This is a genomic window from Bifidobacterium dolichotidis (genome assembly GCF_003951975.1).
GTDB classification, from domain to species: Bacteria; Actinomycetota; Actinomycetes; order Actinomycetales; family Bifidobacteriaceae; genus Bifidobacterium; species Bifidobacterium dolichotidis.
The window spans coordinates 470,502-486,413 of sequence record NZ_QXGM01000001.1; the positions used below are offsets into that span (position 1 = coordinate 470,502).

The window sequence follows — 15,912 nt, forward strand, 5'->3', positions numbered from 1 at the left end:
AAAAAGAACGCTGTGTTACCAATCTGCACCAATAATTCATGAACTTAAGGATACATAGTATGGAACCAATGCGTCTTCGTACCTATGCCGTGATTACGGGCGGCACCGCATGCGCTCTAGCATCGACCATAAGCAAAGGTTCGCTGCAAGAAACACCGATGTTAAATTTGGGAATTCTCGGCGGCATCATATGCTGCGCTTTGGTATGGCTGTGCTATGAGACGTACTACAAGGAATTTACGGTTCTAGAAAGCGCAGTAGCAGCTGCCTATGCGCTCGGTATGTTTGCCCTTGCTCTTATCCCTTGGTCATACATGGCTATAGCTCTGGTCGCTGTAGCTATTGCTGTAGCGGTTGCTACAGAAAAAATATGATCAAAGAAAACTCGCGCAATTTCAGCGCGAACAATAAATACGAATAAGTACATCAAATACGAATAAGCACAGTTTTACTGTTCGTTGAACCGTCGCTTTGCCAGTGCACGAGCATAGATACGCTCCACTTGGCTAGCGACGGTTCTGACGTCATAGCGTTGCAATAATGCGCGCTCGCGATCATGCAATGCATTCGACCAGTTTGCACTCGTCAATGCGAGTGAAATACGCTCGGCCAAATCACGGGCATGTGTGTGCTCGTCAATACTGAATAGTGCGTCCTTGTCGCCAAGCAGCGTGGAGTGGTAGCCAGGATTATCGCCAGCAAGCGTGACTCCAGCGCCAGCGGCAATAGCCTCAAGCAGTACAATGCCAAATGATTCACCGCCCGTAGCAGGGAATACCGCCACATCAGCACTGCGCAGCAGAGCAGGCTTATCGCATTCATCCACATAGCCGAGGAATTCAATTGGTGTTTCGAATTGCGATGCGCGTGCTATGCAGGAATCAAGAAGAGGACCCTTCCCAGCAAACGTAACGTGGAAGCCCTGCGGGAACAGACCATGCTGCTCACCGTACTCAATAGCGTCAAGCAACAGGCCCGCGCCCTTGCGCTCCACAAAACGGCCCAAAAAAACCACATGCTTACCGCGCGGAGGGAAACCAGCTGGCAGTGGACCAGCGCTCGCAAACCTACGCACATCAATAGGATTCGGAATAATCGTGCCGCGCACGCCAGCAGTTCGCGTGGCATACTGAGCAGCTACGTCAGAAACAGCAATAACTTCGTCCACACGACGATGTGTGTGATGATTAATCGTGCCCAGCAGCGAGCCACCAATACGTGACGCCAAATCGGCGGAAGCAATATGATACGTCGCCACAACACCAGTCCGCGGATCAGCCATGCTCAACACTTGACCAGCCATAAACGGCGAATACGGCGCCTGCACATGCAAAATATCAAACGGCGTGCGCTCGAGCACCTCACGAATATGACGACGCGACGCAGGCAGCGGAATGCGCATACGATTGCCATTAAACGGCACCTCAATATTGTGCGCCATCGAATGCGTGTGCGGCATCGGCGACTCATGCGTTTCACCAACGAGATAGTGCACCGTATGGCCGCGCTGGGCGAGCTCACGCCCCAGCGTCACAATATGCTGCTGCACGCCGTCGAGCACATCTAACGTGTCGTCAAAAACAAACCCAATCGTCAGTGGCCTACTTAAAGGCTCAACATAAGCGTGAGACGGGGGTTGCGCTGCGTGCATATGGTGCTGTGTTTTGGCCATGTGTACTACTCTAACCTGTCTGCGCAAGCCGATAACGTCATTTGGTTAAGAGGGGACAACAGCACCCGAGAGCACGCGCCTCGATTGCTGCACCGATGGCATCCAAGTGAGGGGATCAATGACGACACTATTACTCGCCATCATTTATATTGCGTTCATTTCGTTGGGCCTGCCAGACAGTATGTTGGGAGCCGCCTGGCCGACGATGGGTCCCGCACTGCACGCACAGCTCAGCTGGGCTGGCGGCCTGTCTATGACAATTAGTGCAGGCACGATTATTTCCGCATTGATTAGTGAGCGCGTCACGTTACGTTTTGGCGCGGGTAAAGTCACGGCTATTTCCACATTAATTTCTGCAGCAGCGTTGCTTGGCTTTTCTATGGCACCTAACTATTGGGTGCTGTTGGCCATTGCACTGCCATATGGATTAGGTGCGGGCGCAATTGATGCTGCACTCAATAACTACGTTGCCGTGCATTATCAAAGCAGTCATATGAACTGGCTGCACAGTATGTGGGGCTTAGGCGCGTTAATCGGCCCATACGTGATGGGCTATGCGATTAGTAGCGGCCGCGGCTGGGCGACTGGCTACCACATTATTGGTTTTATGCAGCTTGCTATTGCCATGCTGCTGTTGTTCAGCTTGCCACTGTGGAAGAAAGTGCATGAACAGTACACGCATGCCACGGTGCAGCAGGCACTGAAGGAACATCATGAAACCCTAGAGTCAGGGGAGACAGGGGAGTCAGGCAAGTCAGGGAAGACTCCAGTTGAGCGTCAATCTGCAGAGCAGTCAGGATTGACCCGTCAGACTATTGAATCCGGTAATGAGCGTAAGCCACTGGGTATTCGTGGTGTGTTTAAGCTGCGTGGCGCTGTACAAATGCTGCTCATGTTCTTCTGCTATTGCGCATTTGAACAAACGTGTATGTTGTGGGCCTCGAGCTATTTGCATTTAGATACGGGTGTAGCTGATGCTGCAGCAGCAAGTATGGCAAGCCTGTTCCTTATTGGTATTACGGTTGGTCGTATTGGCTCAGGATTCTTAGCATTGCGCCTGTCTGATGCAGCCATGATTCGTATTGGCCAGCTCATTATGGGCATTGGTGTTGTGCTGCTGATTATGCCAGCAATTGGCACATGGACTGATATCACCGCATTTATTCTGATTGGTTTGGGCTGTGCACCAATGTATCCATGCATTATTCATTTAACGCCAACATTGTTCGGCGCTCGCAATTCGCAAGCAATTGTGGGTATGCAAATGGCGTTCGCCTATTTGGGCTCTATGTTTATGCCAGCATTGTTTGGTGTTATCGCCCAATACTGCTCCATGAGCCTATTGCCATGGTATTTACTCGTGCTGCTGCTCATTAATGTGACTATGCACATGTGGCTGCATCGTCTGTATGTGCCAGCAAATGTTCAATAGGGTCTAACAAATTCGAGGGTTTCCAGTTACGATGGCACTATGACAAGAAACCCTCAGACTCGCACACGCATTGAACGATCTCGAATCCGCAAGGAACGGTTTCTTGTAGTACTTATTGCTATTGCCTATTTTGCTATGGGTCTACCAGTGGCCTTACTCGGTGCATCGTGGCCTGCAATGGGCAAAGGTTTAGGCGGTAATTTCATTGGCTTAGTAGGCATTGCCATGATGACCTGTGTGGCATCAACGATAGCTTCGTTAAGTGCACAATGGTTGCGCACAATTATGAGCATTGGCTTTATTGTGCTGTGCAATATTTTGCTGGCTGCAATGGGCTGCATGGCATTCGCACTCGTCACCGACGTATCTTGGCTCCTAGTGTTTGCAATTCCATATGGTTGGGCAGCAGGTACGTTAACGTCTACGTTGAATTCTTATGTGGCAGCCCGATATTCATCGCAGGCTATCAACTGGTTCCATTCCACGAAGTTGGCTGGCACCACAATCGGCCACGCTGCATTAGGCATCATCATTGCCATTGCTATAGGTTGGCGAGATGCTTATGGTTTCGTTGGCCTGATGCTGATTGCTTGTGCATTGCCATGTGCTGCAGTGGGACTGTGGCGATATGGTCGCGATGCACGCGATATTCAGGGCACATTAGTTGATAAAGATCCTGAGCTGGATAACCGTCACGTGCTGACAGCTGCAGCGACTTTGAGCGCAGTACGCCATCTGCCAAAGGTACTGTTCTTGGCCATTATGGTGCTCGGCTATACATCTGTGCAACAGACGATGATGCTCTGGGGTTCGACTTATATGGTCGAGGCCGAAGGCATGACGATTGAATACTCGGGTTGGTATGCAAGCCTCTTCTTTGTTGGTATGACCGTAGGCCTTGTTATTGCTGGTTTCGCAGCAAAAATACTTGATGGTCCGCAGCGCATCCATATTGGCGAGGTCATGATGGTTGCTGCACTGATTCTGATGCTGCTGCCAATTCACGCACATTGGAAGGCAGTGGTTGTACCAATTCTGCTGGGTCTTGGTGTAGCCCCAATTAATCCAGCTGTTATTGCGATGATTCCACACTGGTATGGCGTAGCCAGCACTCGTACTGTCGTTTCACTGATTACGGCTATGACCGCAATTGGTGTATTTGCTACACCAGCATTGTTCAGTATTCTGGCGCGCATGATCTCGATTCATACGCTGCCATGGTATTTGCTGCTCTTCGCTGTAGTTACGATTGTTGCTGGTGAAGTAATGATGGCACGTCATCGTGTGGATCAATTGCCTGCAGTCGAGGCAGCACAGTGAATTCAGCATTAGCAGCATTTTCTTCGCAAACACAACAATGGTTTACGCAAACCTTTGGTGAGCCAACGCCAGCTCAAGCACAGAGCTGGCCGCTCATTCAACAAGGTGCCAATACGCTCGTTATCGCACCAACGGGTTCGGGTAAAACCCTAGCGGCATTCTTAGCTGCAATTGACAAGCTCATGCAGCGCAAAACTCAGGAACCTTCAGCTGAGTCTTCGGCATCAAACACAGATCAGAGCACGAAGCGTACCAAGCGTACGCAACGTACCAAGCGCGGTAAAGGTGTTCGCGTGCTCTATATTTCACCACTCAAGGCATTGGGTGTTGATGTGGCCAAGAATCTTAATAGGCCATTAGCTGGTATTGCACAGCAGTACGAGCAGCAGGGCTTAGTGGCACCAGAAGTTCGTGTTGCTATGCGCAGTGGTGATACGGATGCTAAGCAGCGTGCTGCTCTAACGCGTAATCCACCAGATATTTTGGTTACAACGCCAGAGTCGCTGTATTTAATGCTGACGAGTAAAGCACGCGAGATACTGCGCACTGTTGAGTCAGTCATTATTGATGAGGTTCATGCTGTTGCGGGTACGAAGCGCGGTTCGCATCTGGCTCTGAGCTTGGAACGCCTTGATGCTCTGCTACCACAGCCAGCACAACGTATTGGACTTTCAGCGACTGTGCATCCCATAGAAGAAGTTGCCGCATTCTTAGGCGGTAGTGCCAACGTTCATATTGTTGATACCGCTGCAGCTCCTGCAATTGAGCTCAAAGTTATTGATGCTGCTGATCGTATTGATAATGGGACGAGTGCTATGCCCGATACCGATGCGAATTGCAAACACGGTATTGAGCGCATTCGCCAACAACTGCATTTGCCACCAGATAGTGCTCCAACACAACAGAAAACGGCCTCGATCTGGCCGAATATTCAACGCAGTGTGCTGGATCTTGTGCTGCAACATCGAACCACACTCGTGTTCGTCAACTCACGTGGTGTGGCTGAACGATTAACAGCACAGATTAACGATATGTATGCTGCCATGCAGCATACCGATACTGAGCAGCCTGCCTGGGGACAGAAGGGTGATGGGCCAGACGAACCATTGCATCGTCGTTCCTCATATGGCTCAACGTCAGCACTGGTAGCACCACAAGATGCTGACCATATGATTGCCATGGCGCATCACGGATCAGTGTCGAAAGATCGTCGCAAGCAAATAGAAGACGATTTAAAACATGGCAAACTGCGTTGCGTTATTGCAACCAGCAGCTTGGAACTCGGCATTGATATGGGAAGCGTCGACCTTGTTATCCAAATCGCTTCACCATTATCAATTAGCTCAGGATTACAACGCATTGGACGAGCCGACCATAAAGTCGGTGGTGTTTCGCATGCAGTGCTGTATCCATTAACTAGGCAAGACATTATTGCCACGGGAACAGCAGTAGAGAGTATGCGTACGGCTTCGCTTGAACCAACGCATATGGTCAAGAATGCATTAGATGTGCTAGCCCAACAAACTGTTGCACAAGCCAGCTTAGAACCACTGAATGTTGAATCGTGGTATCAGCTGGTACGTAAAGCGGCGCCATTTGCTGCTTTGGGACGCGAAGCTTTTCAGTCAGTAATAGGCCTGTTAACAGGAGCCTACTCAACAGAAGAATTCTCAGCGTTCCGACCGCCGCTCATGATCGATGAACAGTCGGGCATGATTTCAGCGCGGCCGGGGGCACAGCGGCTCGCTGTGACGAGCGGTGGTACGATTCCGGACCGCGGCATGTATACGGTCGTACTGCCGGAAGCACAAGCGGGTAAAGGACCAAAGCGAGTCGGTGAACTCGACGAAGAAATGGTCTACGAAACGCGAGTCGGCGACATTATTACGCTCGGCACGAGCACATGGCAGGTCCAAGAAATTACGCACGATCGTGTTGTGGTCGTACCAGCTAACGGAAGAAGTGCGCGACTGCCATTTTGGCACGGCGATCAAGACGGGCGCAGCTATACGTTCGGCTATGCACAAGCCCAATGGCTGCACGATATGAGCGCGGGGCTGATTACGCCAGCTGATATGGCAGCGCAAGCAGCAAGTAACGGCGAGGCTGGCAAGAATGTTGTGCCAACGCATGTTGTAGCGAAACCAACGTTTACAGCCAGCGTGATGCAGCGACTGCATGATGACGGATTCGACAATCATGCCATAGCCGATCTGGCCAGCCTGCTCGCACAACAGCAAGCAGCAACAACGGTAATTCCGGATGCTTCGCGCATTGTGGTGGAGCGTACGCAAGGTGAGGAAGGCGACTGGACTGTTATTATCCATTCGCAACTCGGTAGGCAAGTGCACGAACCGTGGGCACTCGCCATTAATGCGCGACTGCATCAACGCTACGGATTCTCAGGACAGATTTTTGCTGCCGACGACGGCATTGTGATTCGCCTTCCTGATGGTGACGGCACGATTGACGTAGTATCGGCAATGAAGTTCGACAGCGATGAGCTCACGCGCATTGTCACCGAACAAGTTGGTGGCAGCGTTCTGTTCTCCAGCCGATTCAGGGAAGTAGCAGCGCGCTCGCTGTTTATGCCACGCATGCATCCTGGTAAGCGTGTGCCGTTATGGCAGCAGCGACTGAGGGCTGCGCAATTACTCGAAGCAGCACGTCCACTCAAGGACTTCCCGCTGATTCTGGAAACAATGCGCGAATGCTTACAAGACGTTTATGATCTGCCAGCATTGCGTGAAGTCATGGCACGTATTCAATCGGGCACCCTGCTGATTGATGAGGTCGTGACAAATCAGCCATCGCCAATGGCAGAGCATTTGATGTTCGGCTTCGTGGGCTCGGTCATGTATGACGGCGATACTCCATTGGCTGAGCGCAATGCGCAGCTGCTGTCGATGAATCCAGCCGTGCTAGAGCAGCTGTTAGGTGAAGCGGATTATGCCAGTGTGCTCGATGCTGAGTCGATTGATGAAGCTAGGGCAGTGGTAGAAGCCAAGCAGTTCTGGAATGAGCTTGATAGTACCGATGTGATTGGCCGTGTGAATCGTTATGCCAAAACACATGGTCCTTTTACGGCAGCCATGATGATTGATGATTTGGGCTTGGACGCGGAACAGGCTGTTCGCATGCTTGATGAGCTCAAGGCTCGTGGTGAGCTGATTTCTGGCCGTTTTGATGCGCGTATGGATGCTGGAGTGGAGCAGTGGCTGCATGAATCAGTATTCCGTATGATCCGTTCGCGATCGCTGCGACGGACGCGTGCGGCTATTCGTCCTGTTGCTGCAGCTACGTTTGCCCAGTTCGTATGCACTGTGCAAGGTATTGGTCCTGTTGGCGGTCAACAGTTCAGTGATGTGGACGGCGTGCTGCATGTGTTGGAGCAACTTGAAGGTGTTGAGCTGCCATTGCAAGTGTGGGAACACCATGTGTTGCCAGCGCGTGTACGTAATTTCCAACCAACTTTGCTCGATACGTTGATTGTTGATGGCGATGTTATCTGGATTGCCAGCGAGCATGGTGTGCGCTTCTATGCTGCTGATTCTGTGCAGTTAGCAGCACTAGTACAACAGCAACAGCAGCTCATCGAGCAGCAGACACCGGTAGTGGCACACAATCAGTCGGACAACTTGGATACTTCGGATACTTCGGACAGTGCTGAGCAAGAACAGCCTGACGCCGCAGAACCAGATTCAGCAACGCTTACGATGCGCCAATGCATTCTGACGGTGTTGCAACAGGCTGGCGCATTCTCGGCCGCGCAGCTCAGTGACCTCGTGCAGCGTCGTTGGATGCAGCAGGCTGAGCCATATGTTGATGAATTCACGGGCGAACTCGTAACGCCGCCGTGGTCGAGCCATACCTTTGAGCAGACACTCTGGCAACTCGTCCAAGACGGCTTGGTCACCAATAGTTCGCTGGATGCGTTACGCGCATTCGAAGCACAGGGTGGCAATAAAGCGTTGAAGAGTCACGGCAGTGTGGGCGGTACCTCAAGTAGAACCGCAAGTAGTACTGTACGTTCTTTGCAGCGTTCGCGTCGTTCATCAATGCGTTCGGTGCGCCGTAGCATGCGTGCTCATATGCCGCAGAATCGCTTGATGACCGGCATGTGGCGTCTCGTCACAACAACTGTGGCAGCAGCAACAGAAGTAGCAGTTGAGCCCGTGACCGCTGAACAGCAAACGCTTGATCTTGTGGAGCTGCTGCTGGACCGCTATGGCGTTGTTGCACCGGCAATTGCTGAGCTTGCACAAGTTCCAGGTGGTTTCTCGGTGCTGTATCCTGTGCTGCGCACAATGGAGGATCGCGGTCGCGTCGTCCGCGGCATGTTTGTAGAAGGCTTTGGCGCCGCGCAATTTGCTACGCGAGACACGATTGATGCGCTAAGGCAGTCCCAAACACAGAGCGTTCAGCATGCAGTAGCGTTAAGCGCACTGGACCCAGCCTTGCTGTTTGGTACAGCGTTTGCTTGGCCTGAGCTTCCGAAAGGTGCATCGAAGCCAAAGCGTATTGCCGGATCATTGGTCGTATTGCGTAATGGTGTGCCTGTGGTATTTGCTTCACCGAAGAGTAAGAAGTTGCAGGCGTTTACATCGGAGGAGGCTGTGCTGCAGCCAGCATGTGCTGAGCTTGCGTATTACTTTGGCCAAGAGTTTGGTATGCCTGTTGCGTTTACACAATGCAATGGGCTGCCCATTCAAATAGGACAGCCCATGTTTCATGCATTGCGCGCGGCTGGATTCACTCCATCGCCGCAGGGAATGAAGTTATATCGCTAGCGTCGATCAGCCTGCGAAAGCGATTGGTGCTGACAGTGGTGTACCACTGCCATCGCGACGCATATTGATTTCTGGCAGTGCAATTGCCGTGCCGCTTTCTGTCGTCGCATAAGCCGGATATGCACCAACGTAAGCGAAGAAGATCGTGTTCTGACCCTTCAGGAAACGCTGCGAACGCACGCCGCCCGTGCCACGACCCTTCGTAGGGTAGAGGTCCAGTGGCGTCAACTTGGCACAGCCATCTTCCGTTCCTGCCAACGCATCAATATCGCCGGCCACGGTCAGTACAACAGCGCCCGAAGCTGCAGTTGCTTGAGCTTCTGCAGCGTCTGCTTCAGTGCTTTCCTCTGCTGCATCATCTGGCGTTTGTGCTGCATGCCAGGTTAGTTCCTCAGCATTGATTACTGCAAAGGCCGCAACATGGCATCCTTCTGCCAATCGAATACCGGCCATACCGCCTGAATTACGACCCTGAGGGCGCACATGCTTGGCATCGAATGTCAGCAGTGACGAGTCGGTAGAAACGAAGACAATGCGGCTATCGTCAGCAGCGTCACGAGCACCAAGAACTTCGTCGCCGTCCTTGAGATCAATAACGCTCCACGAGTCCATTGTTGTAGGAGCCTCACGGTTCCAACGCTTAATCACACCATGGCGCGTACCAAGAGCCAGAGGAGCTAAAGTAGGAGCTGCTTCCTCATCACTCTTCGTGTTCATAGCCACAGCAGCAATAACATGCTCGCCCGCAATAGGATCCGTACTCTGTGTAGCTGTTAACAGCTCATCAGCAGGAATACCACCAGCAAGGCTGACATTTTGCTTACCATCCACCTCAGTAAGAGGCAGGTTTGGCAGCTCCACAGCATGGGCTAGGACCAAACGACCAGCAGACGTAATCAGCGCATAATCGCTACGCGTCGACGACATAAATGCCGACTTAATGAGCGTTGGCTTCTGTTCGGCACCAGTTACTGGTTCACGATGCTTAAGCAGTTCCATAGCCGACTGTGGCATACGAGCAATCAGACCAGACGTGCCCAGCACAATGGCGCAAGGCTCATCATCAATCTGCAAGGCTTCTGACATGTCGCCAGCATCCTTGTGCTTAGCAGCAGCATGTACTTCCTGTGCCGTAGCAGCCAGTGTTTGTGCCTTACGTGCAGCAGTCAGTGCTGCAGCAGGCACAGCGTCACTACCGTGAGCCGTCACTGCATGCATAGCTCCATCTTCGCCAGCTTCGAGCAGCACCGTACGACGAGGCGTGCCATAGGCTTCAACAGCTTCATCCATTTCGCGCACAACAACTGCATCAAGAGCAGCAGCAGAAGCCAAAATAGCCTCAAGCTGTTCAATGCTCTTACGCAAATCATCACGCTCAGACTCAAGCTCAATGCGGCTCATCTTCGTCAACCTGCGCAGACGCAGATCCAGAATGTACTGAGCCTGAATTTCATCGAGATCAAACGTCTGCATTAAACGCGTCTTAGCAGTTTCTGCATCTTCAGACGAACGAATAACCTCAATAACCTTGTCAATATCGACCATAGCCAACAGCAGGCCTTCAACAAGGTGCAAACGATCCATAGCGCGCTGCTTACGGAATTCGCTACGACGACGAATCACCGTACGACGATGCTCAATCCATACGTCAAGCATTTCGCGCAGGCCCAGCGTATGAGGACGACCATCCACCAGAGCCACGTTATTAATCGTAAAGTTCTCTTGCAGCGGCGTGTGCTTAAACAGCTGCACAAGCACAGCATTCGGATCGTAACCCGTCTTAATCTCAATAACGAGACGCGTGCCATTATGACGATCCGTCAAATCAATAGCGCCCGAAATACCTTCGAGCTTATGGTTCTTAACGCCTTCAGAAATGCGCTCAAGCACACGTTCTGGGCCAACCATATATGGCAGCTCAGTAACCACAATGGCCTTCTTACGAGCCGTCACGTTTTCCATATGCGTTACAGCACGCGTCGTAACCGTACCGCGACCATCACGGTAAGCATCACGAATACCATCGCGGCCCACAATAATGCCGCCGCCTGGCCAATCAGGACCAGGCACAAAGTCCATCAGCTGCTCAAGCGTGGCATCAGGATGTGCCATCACATACTTAGCAGCAGCCGCCACTTCGCCAACATTGTGCGTAGCCATATTCGTGGCCATACCAACAGCAATACCCGAGGCACCGTTGACGAGCAGATTAGGAATAGCTGCTGGCAGTACGGTTGGTTCCTTGAGCTTGTTGTCGTAGTTTGGCGTGAAGTCAACAGTATCTTCGTCAATATCGGCATTCATGCCCAATGCGGCAGGAGCCAGACGAGCCTCAGTGTATCGAGAAGCTGCTGGACCATCATCAAGCGAACCGAAGTTACCATGACCATCAACAAGAGGCAAACGCATAGCGAATGGTTGTGCCAAACGCACCATAGCCTCATAAATTGCCGAATCACCATGAGGGTGCAACTTACCCATCACTTCGCCAACAACGCGTGCCGACTTCATATAAGCACGAGTTGGCAGCAGATGCATTTGACCCATCTGATACACAATGCGGCGCTGCACTGGCTTCATGCCATCACGAGCATCTGGCAGTGCACGCGCATAAATCACCGAATACGCATACTCGAGGAATGATTTACTCATTTCCTCATTGAGTGGCGTTTCAACAATATTCTCTTTGACCGTTCGCGGGTCATAAGAGGGTTGGGCGGGTTTGCGACGCGCGGCCATATATTTGCACTCCTTGACTTCTTAATCGCCCCTATAGTAGCAGCGAGCCTTGAATGCTGTTCATTGTGCGCAAGTGCAGATACCCCCGTATATCAACCGTTATGCGCTTATGATGTACCCCGCAATAATCGCCGCAGACGTGTGCTGTGTCATATCTAGTGGTTCAATGGAATCATGTCTCACGAGATGCCGCCTATGAACGAACTTCTGCAATTCATGCCAACAGTGCAGTATGGCGATGCGAAGCCAACGCTGAACAACGAACCATCCACACTGCCTACCGATGCCATTGGCGGCGCTCTGCATTTATCAAGTGTGCTTCCTGCACTTTCTGACGCAATTGGCACCCCTGTTGCCACAGCAGTGCATAAGAATCTAGCACAATTACGTGAAGCATTAGGGATTCCAACAGCAAAGCATGCACTGGTCGTGCTCGTGGATGGCATGGGCTATTGGAATTTGCTCGACCGTATTGGCCACGCACCATATTTGCGTTCGCTGCTCAAAGATGATGCCAATGCAAGGCCAATTGGCACCTGTGCGCCGAGTACGACGGTGGCAGCCATGGGTGTGTTTGGTACGGGAACGTGCCCGGGATTAACTGGCATGGCTGGTTACACACAAATCAATCCTGAAACAGGAGAACTGAGCCAGCTCATTCAGTTCCGTAACGCACTGAAGCCAGAAGTACTGCAGCAGCAGCCAACTGTTTTTGAACTGCTCAAAGCACACGGCGCCAACGCAACCAGCGTGGGCCTTGCCAAGTTTGCACGTTCTCCACTGACGCAAGCAACGCTGCGCGGTAGTAAGTACGTTAAGGCTGACCGACCATCGTCGATGGTTGAGCGCACGGTCCAAGCGCTGCAGGAGCCAGGTCTGGTTTATCTGTACTTGCGTGACGTTGACAAAATCGGCCATGCAGCTGGCTGGACCGGCGACGGTTGGGGAGAAGCCCTCGAACGCATTGACAATATTCTGGGCTCGATTAGCCGTATGGCTCCAAAAGATACGGTGATTTGTATTGTCGCCGATCACGGCATGGTCAATGCAAACCCAGACCAGCGCATCGATGTGGCGCAGGAACCAACGCTCATGCATGGTGTCAAGCTTATTGGCGGCGAACCGCGCTCGCTGATGCTGTACGTTGAAGATGGCGAGGATCCAGAAGCAGTGGCTACGCGTTGGCGTAGCCGTCTGGGCGATCATGCACTTGTGCGTACGCTTGATCAGGCTACGGAGCAAGGCCTCTATGGTCCGATTAGCGAGCATGTGCATCCAATGCTTGGCCAAGTGAGCGTATGCGTGAACGACGAGATGACGCTTGTGAATTCATTAACGCAGTCCGAAGTTGCTATGTCGCTGCCAAGCGTGCACGGTTCGCAAACGCGCATGGAAATGCAAATCCCATGCCTGATTGATGCACAGTAATTGCACAGTAACAGCGCATCAATAGCACAGTAATAATAGTGCTGCAAAATCCGTGCTGATAAACAAAGCGCATTATGCAAATGAGATGCATAATGCGCTTCCGTTGTTTTTTGAGGTCGTAAGTTGCCTCAGCTTGAACGTATTAGCTGCGAATCACTTACGATGCGGATCACTTACAACGTGAATCACTCGCCACCGCCGAACAGAATTTCATCCCAGCTTGGCATATGGGCTCGGCCCGGACGGTGCTTCACTTTCTCAGCCACGGTTGCTGGCGTTGCATGAACTTCTGGGTGCTCAGTAGTTGCTGGGGTGGCAGCCTGCTGCTCTGTGGACTGATCTGCAGCTGGGGTGGCTGCTGGTTCCGTTGTTGCTTCAGTAGCTGCAGAGGTGTCGCTCACTGGCTGCTGCTGCAGGTTATCTTGTGTTGGCGCGTCATCTGACGACACTGGTGCGGCCTGCTGTTCTACATGATTTTCTGCAGCACGGTCTGCTGAGGCATCCAACATTTGGCGCATCGCAATAACGCTCTGCTCATCTTGTGCGGCAGCGTCGTCTGCATTGTTGTCAGCATTGGTAGAGGATTCTTCTGATTGCTCGTCTGCGTTGCTGAGGTTTGCAGGAGCGTCCTGAGGCTGCGTCACTGCTGGGGTAGTAGCAGCCAATTCAACCGTATCGGTAGATGCGCTAGCTACGGTGTTCGATGCTGGCAATGCGGCAGCTTGTTGAGGAGCTGCAATTGCTGGAGTGTCAACAGACTGTGCGGCCTGTACTGACTGTTGTGCTAGCTGCTGAGCTGCAGCTTCAGCAGGCGCATCGTTTTGCTGCGTCCACGAAGACACGGCAAGTTCAATGCGAGCCGAACGAGCCGAGTCGCCTGGCAGTTGAGCCGAAGAAGAAACAGCTTCTTTCAACATCGTGTCGACTTCGTCAAGCAGTGGTTCCACAGGTTCACTCTGCTCACCAAGTAGCGTGCGAGCAGCACTGTTTAAGCACGTGACTGCATTGTTATGCGCGCTCCACGACCATTCAGCACGAATTTCGTGATTACCTGCAGTAAACGTAGCAGTAATATGCCAAGGCTCAAGAGCACGACGTGTAGCCGACCAGTGCACCTGGCTGCGATCAACACGAATTGCGGCAAGCGTGCGCTCAATAATTTCAGAAATGGTGCGAACCTTGGACTCTTTTGGAGCAGCAACATTGAGGAATTGCTGAATAGCGTAATTCTTCTCGCGTTCCACGGTTTGCGAAAAACGACGAACCAATGCTTCGTCCATGTTGTAGCGTTCAGCCACCGTGTGAGGATCCAAACCTGCACGGATCAGCTGCTGAATCTGCGAAATAGGAATCGTCTGCGTATGATTGACCGGCTTCTCGCCAATATGGTCACTTTGAATTTGCTTAGCGGTTAATATTGCGCGGTCCAGTACGTCATTGACCTCAATAAGGAAGGTCTGTGTACCCATGGAAAATTCCAATTCACCGTCGTCTGTTACGCGATCGAACCGTGCTTTTGGCGTATCCGAACCCATGAAATTAGCCCTACTTTCCATCCGATATATGGAATAGTGTACACGCGCGGAGCGTTAAGACTTTACGAATTCTACTTTTCGTGTATCCTATGCGGGGAGTATAGGACCATCAGCCGATGGTCAAAGTAAGGGATGCAGTCGAAAGGATTGCCATGGCACAGGATTATGATTCCCCGCGCAACACTGACGAAGATGAGGAGTCACTCCAGGCGCTGGGCAAAAGCTCGCAGGACGCTTCGAACGGTATGGACGATGACGAGAACGCCATCGCTGAGGATTACGAGCTGCCAGGTGCAGATTTAAGTAACGAAGATGCATCGGTCACCGTTATTCCAATGCAGGGCGACGAGTTCATCTGCTCGGAATGCTTCCTCGTGAAGCATCGCAGCCAGCTCGCTTACACGACTGACGATGGTCAGCCTGTGTGCGAGGAGTGCGCTGCCTGATGAGCGTAGATGCGGCATATAACGAACCTGAAAATACAGAAGTTCTGGTTCGTAGTTTGAACCCAGACCAGCCTGCAGAGCTGTTTTATGCTCATGCAGGTGATGCTGGTGCGGATTTGAGAACAACAGAAGCTGTTGACTTGAAGCCATTCCAGCGTGCACTCGTACCAACAGGCATAGCTATTGCTTTGCCAAATGGATACGTTGGTCTGGTTCATCCACGATCAGGACTTGCTGTGAAGCAGGGCGTTACTGTGCTCAACGCTCCTGGCACCATTGATGCCGGATATCGCGGAGAAATTAAAGTACCTCTGATCAATTTAGATCCAGAGCATACGGTCCACTTTGAACCAGGTGACCGTATTGCACAGCTCGTGATTCAGCGCTATGTAGAAGCGACATTTGTGCCAGCACAAACGTTGCCATCTTCAGATCGTGCTGAACGAGGATTTGGTTCAACAGGCATCGCTTCGTGACGACTTGCGATTGCAGTGAGAACTGGTATTGCGGCTTCAAACAGAAGTCAATATACCGTGAGCAAGCTGTGAAC

General features: G+C 51.9%; 10 protein-coding genes. 7 read left to right on the plus strand and 3 right to left on the minus strand.

The genetic code is table 11. The features are described from left to right. Positions 1 to 59 precede the first annotated feature (59 nt). Positions 60 to 374: a hypothetical protein gene (locus tag D2E26_RS01735; protein ID WP_125962973.1), complete on the plus strand. Its 315-nt coding sequence runs from the start codon at positions 60 to 62 to the stop codon at positions 372 to 374. 74 nt (positions 375 to 448) lie between these two features. Here D2E26_RS01735 and D2E26_RS01740 read toward each other — a convergent pair whose 3' ends face one another. After that, positions 449 to 1,651, minus strand: coding sequence for a glycosyltransferase family 4 protein (locus D2E26_RS01740; protein ID WP_125963373.1), 1,203 nt, complete (start codon positions 1,649 to 1,651; stop codon positions 449 to 451). Between the two features lie 139 nt (positions 1,652 to 1,790). On the opposite strand from D2E26_RS01740, the gene D2E26_RS01745 reads away from it, so the two are divergent. Genes D2E26_RS01745 through D2E26_RS01755 form a run of 3 tightly spaced genes read left to right on the plus strand, consistent with a single transcriptional unit; the run spans position 1,791 to position 9,214 of the window. Beyond that, on the plus strand, positions 1,791 to 3,104 hold the full coding sequence (locus D2E26_RS01745) for an MFS transporter (protein ID WP_125962974.1): 1,314 nt from the start codon (positions 1,791 to 1,793) through the stop codon (positions 3,102 to 3,104). 39 nt (positions 3,105 to 3,143) lie between these two features. After that, on the plus strand, positions 3,144 to 4,424 hold the full coding sequence (locus D2E26_RS01750; RefSeq protein ID WP_125962975.1) for an MFS transporter: 1,281 nt from the start codon (positions 3,144 to 3,146) through the stop codon (positions 4,422 to 4,424). Beyond that, entirely contained in the window at positions 4,421 to 9,214 is a 4,794-nt protein-coding gene (locus D2E26_RS01755) for a DEAD/DEAH box helicase (protein WP_125962976.1), read from the plus strand. Before D2E26_RS01750 ends, D2E26_RS01755 begins: the two co-directional genes overlap by 4 nt. 6 nt (positions 9,215 to 9,220) lie before the next feature. Here the strand turns inward: D2E26_RS01755 and D2E26_RS01760 are convergent, their stop codons facing one another. Further along, positions 9,221 to 11,953 carry a DNA gyrase/topoisomerase IV subunit A gene (locus tag D2E26_RS01760; RefSeq protein WP_125962977.1) on the minus strand — a complete coding sequence of 911 codons (2,733 nt, stop codon included), beginning with the start codon at positions 11,951 to 11,953 and terminating at the stop codon, positions 9,221 to 9,223. A gap of 174 nt (positions 11,954 to 12,127) precedes the next feature. Between D2E26_RS01760 and D2E26_RS01765 the strand changes: the two genes are divergently transcribed. Then, on the plus strand, positions 12,128 to 13,381 hold the full coding sequence (locus tag D2E26_RS01765) for an alkaline phosphatase family protein (protein ID WP_125962978.1): 1,254 nt from the start codon (positions 12,128 to 12,130) through the stop codon (positions 13,379 to 13,381). Positions 13,382 to 13,566: 185 nt separating this feature from the next. Here D2E26_RS01765 and sepH read toward each other — a convergent pair whose 3' ends face one another. Then, positions 13,567 to 14,937, minus strand: a complete 1,371-nt coding sequence (gene sepH / locus D2E26_RS01770) for a septation protein SepH (protein WP_125962979.1) — start codon at positions 14,935 to 14,937, stop codon at positions 13,567 to 13,569. Positions 14,938 to 15,068: 131 nt separating this feature from the next. Here sepH and D2E26_RS01775 point away from each other — a divergent pair, with 131 nt between their 5' ends. Both D2E26_RS01775 and dut read left to right on the plus strand, forming a co-directional pair. Further along, positions 15,069 to 15,362 (plus strand): DUF4193 domain-containing protein, encoded by a 294-nt coding sequence (locus D2E26_RS01775; RefSeq protein ID WP_125962980.1) that lies wholly within the window; start codon positions 15,069 to 15,071, stop codon positions 15,360 to 15,362. Further along, positions 15,362 to 15,838 (plus strand): dUTP diphosphatase, encoded by a 477-nt coding sequence (dut, locus tag D2E26_RS01780; protein WP_125962981.1) that lies wholly within the window; start codon positions 15,362 to 15,364, stop codon positions 15,836 to 15,838. The genes D2E26_RS01775 and dut overlap by 1 nt, the downstream gene beginning before the upstream one ends. Positions 15,839 to 15,912 lie beyond the last annotated feature (74 nt).

Bases quoted from the DNA above. Each gene is read 5' to 3' on its own strand.
- D2E26_RS01765 (WP_125962978.1), top strand. From the start codon at position 12,128: ATGTCTCACGAGATGCCGCCTATGAACGAACTTCTGCAATTCATGCCA.
- D2E26_RS01735 (WP_125962973.1), top strand. From the start codon at position 60: ATGGAACCAATGCGTCTTCGTACCTATGCCGTGATTACGGGCGGCACC.
- D2E26_RS01750 (WP_125962975.1), top strand. From the start codon at position 3,144: ATGACAAGAAACCCTCAGACTCGCACACGCATTGAACGATCTCGAATC.
- D2E26_RS01775 (WP_125962980.1), top strand. From the start codon at position 15,069: ATGGCACAGGATTATGATTCCCCGCGCAACACTGACGAAGATGAGGAG.
- D2E26_RS01745 (WP_125962974.1), top strand. From the start codon at position 1,791: ATGACGACACTATTACTCGCCATCATTTATATTGCGTTCATTTCGTTG.
- dut (WP_125962981.1), top strand. From the start codon at position 15,362: ATGAGCGTAGATGCGGCATATAACGAACCTGAAAATACAGAAGTTCTG.
- sepH (WP_125962979.1), bottom strand. From the start codon at position 14,937: ATGGAAAGTAGGGCTAATTTCATGGGTTCGGATACGCCAAAAGCACGG.
- D2E26_RS01760 (WP_125962977.1), bottom strand. From the start codon at position 11,953: ATGGCCGCGCGTCGCAAACCCGCCCAACCCTCTTATGACCCGCGAACG.
- D2E26_RS01740 (WP_125963373.1), bottom strand. From the start codon at position 1,651: ATGCACGCAGCGCAACCCCCGTCTCACGCTTATGTTGAGCCTTTAAGT.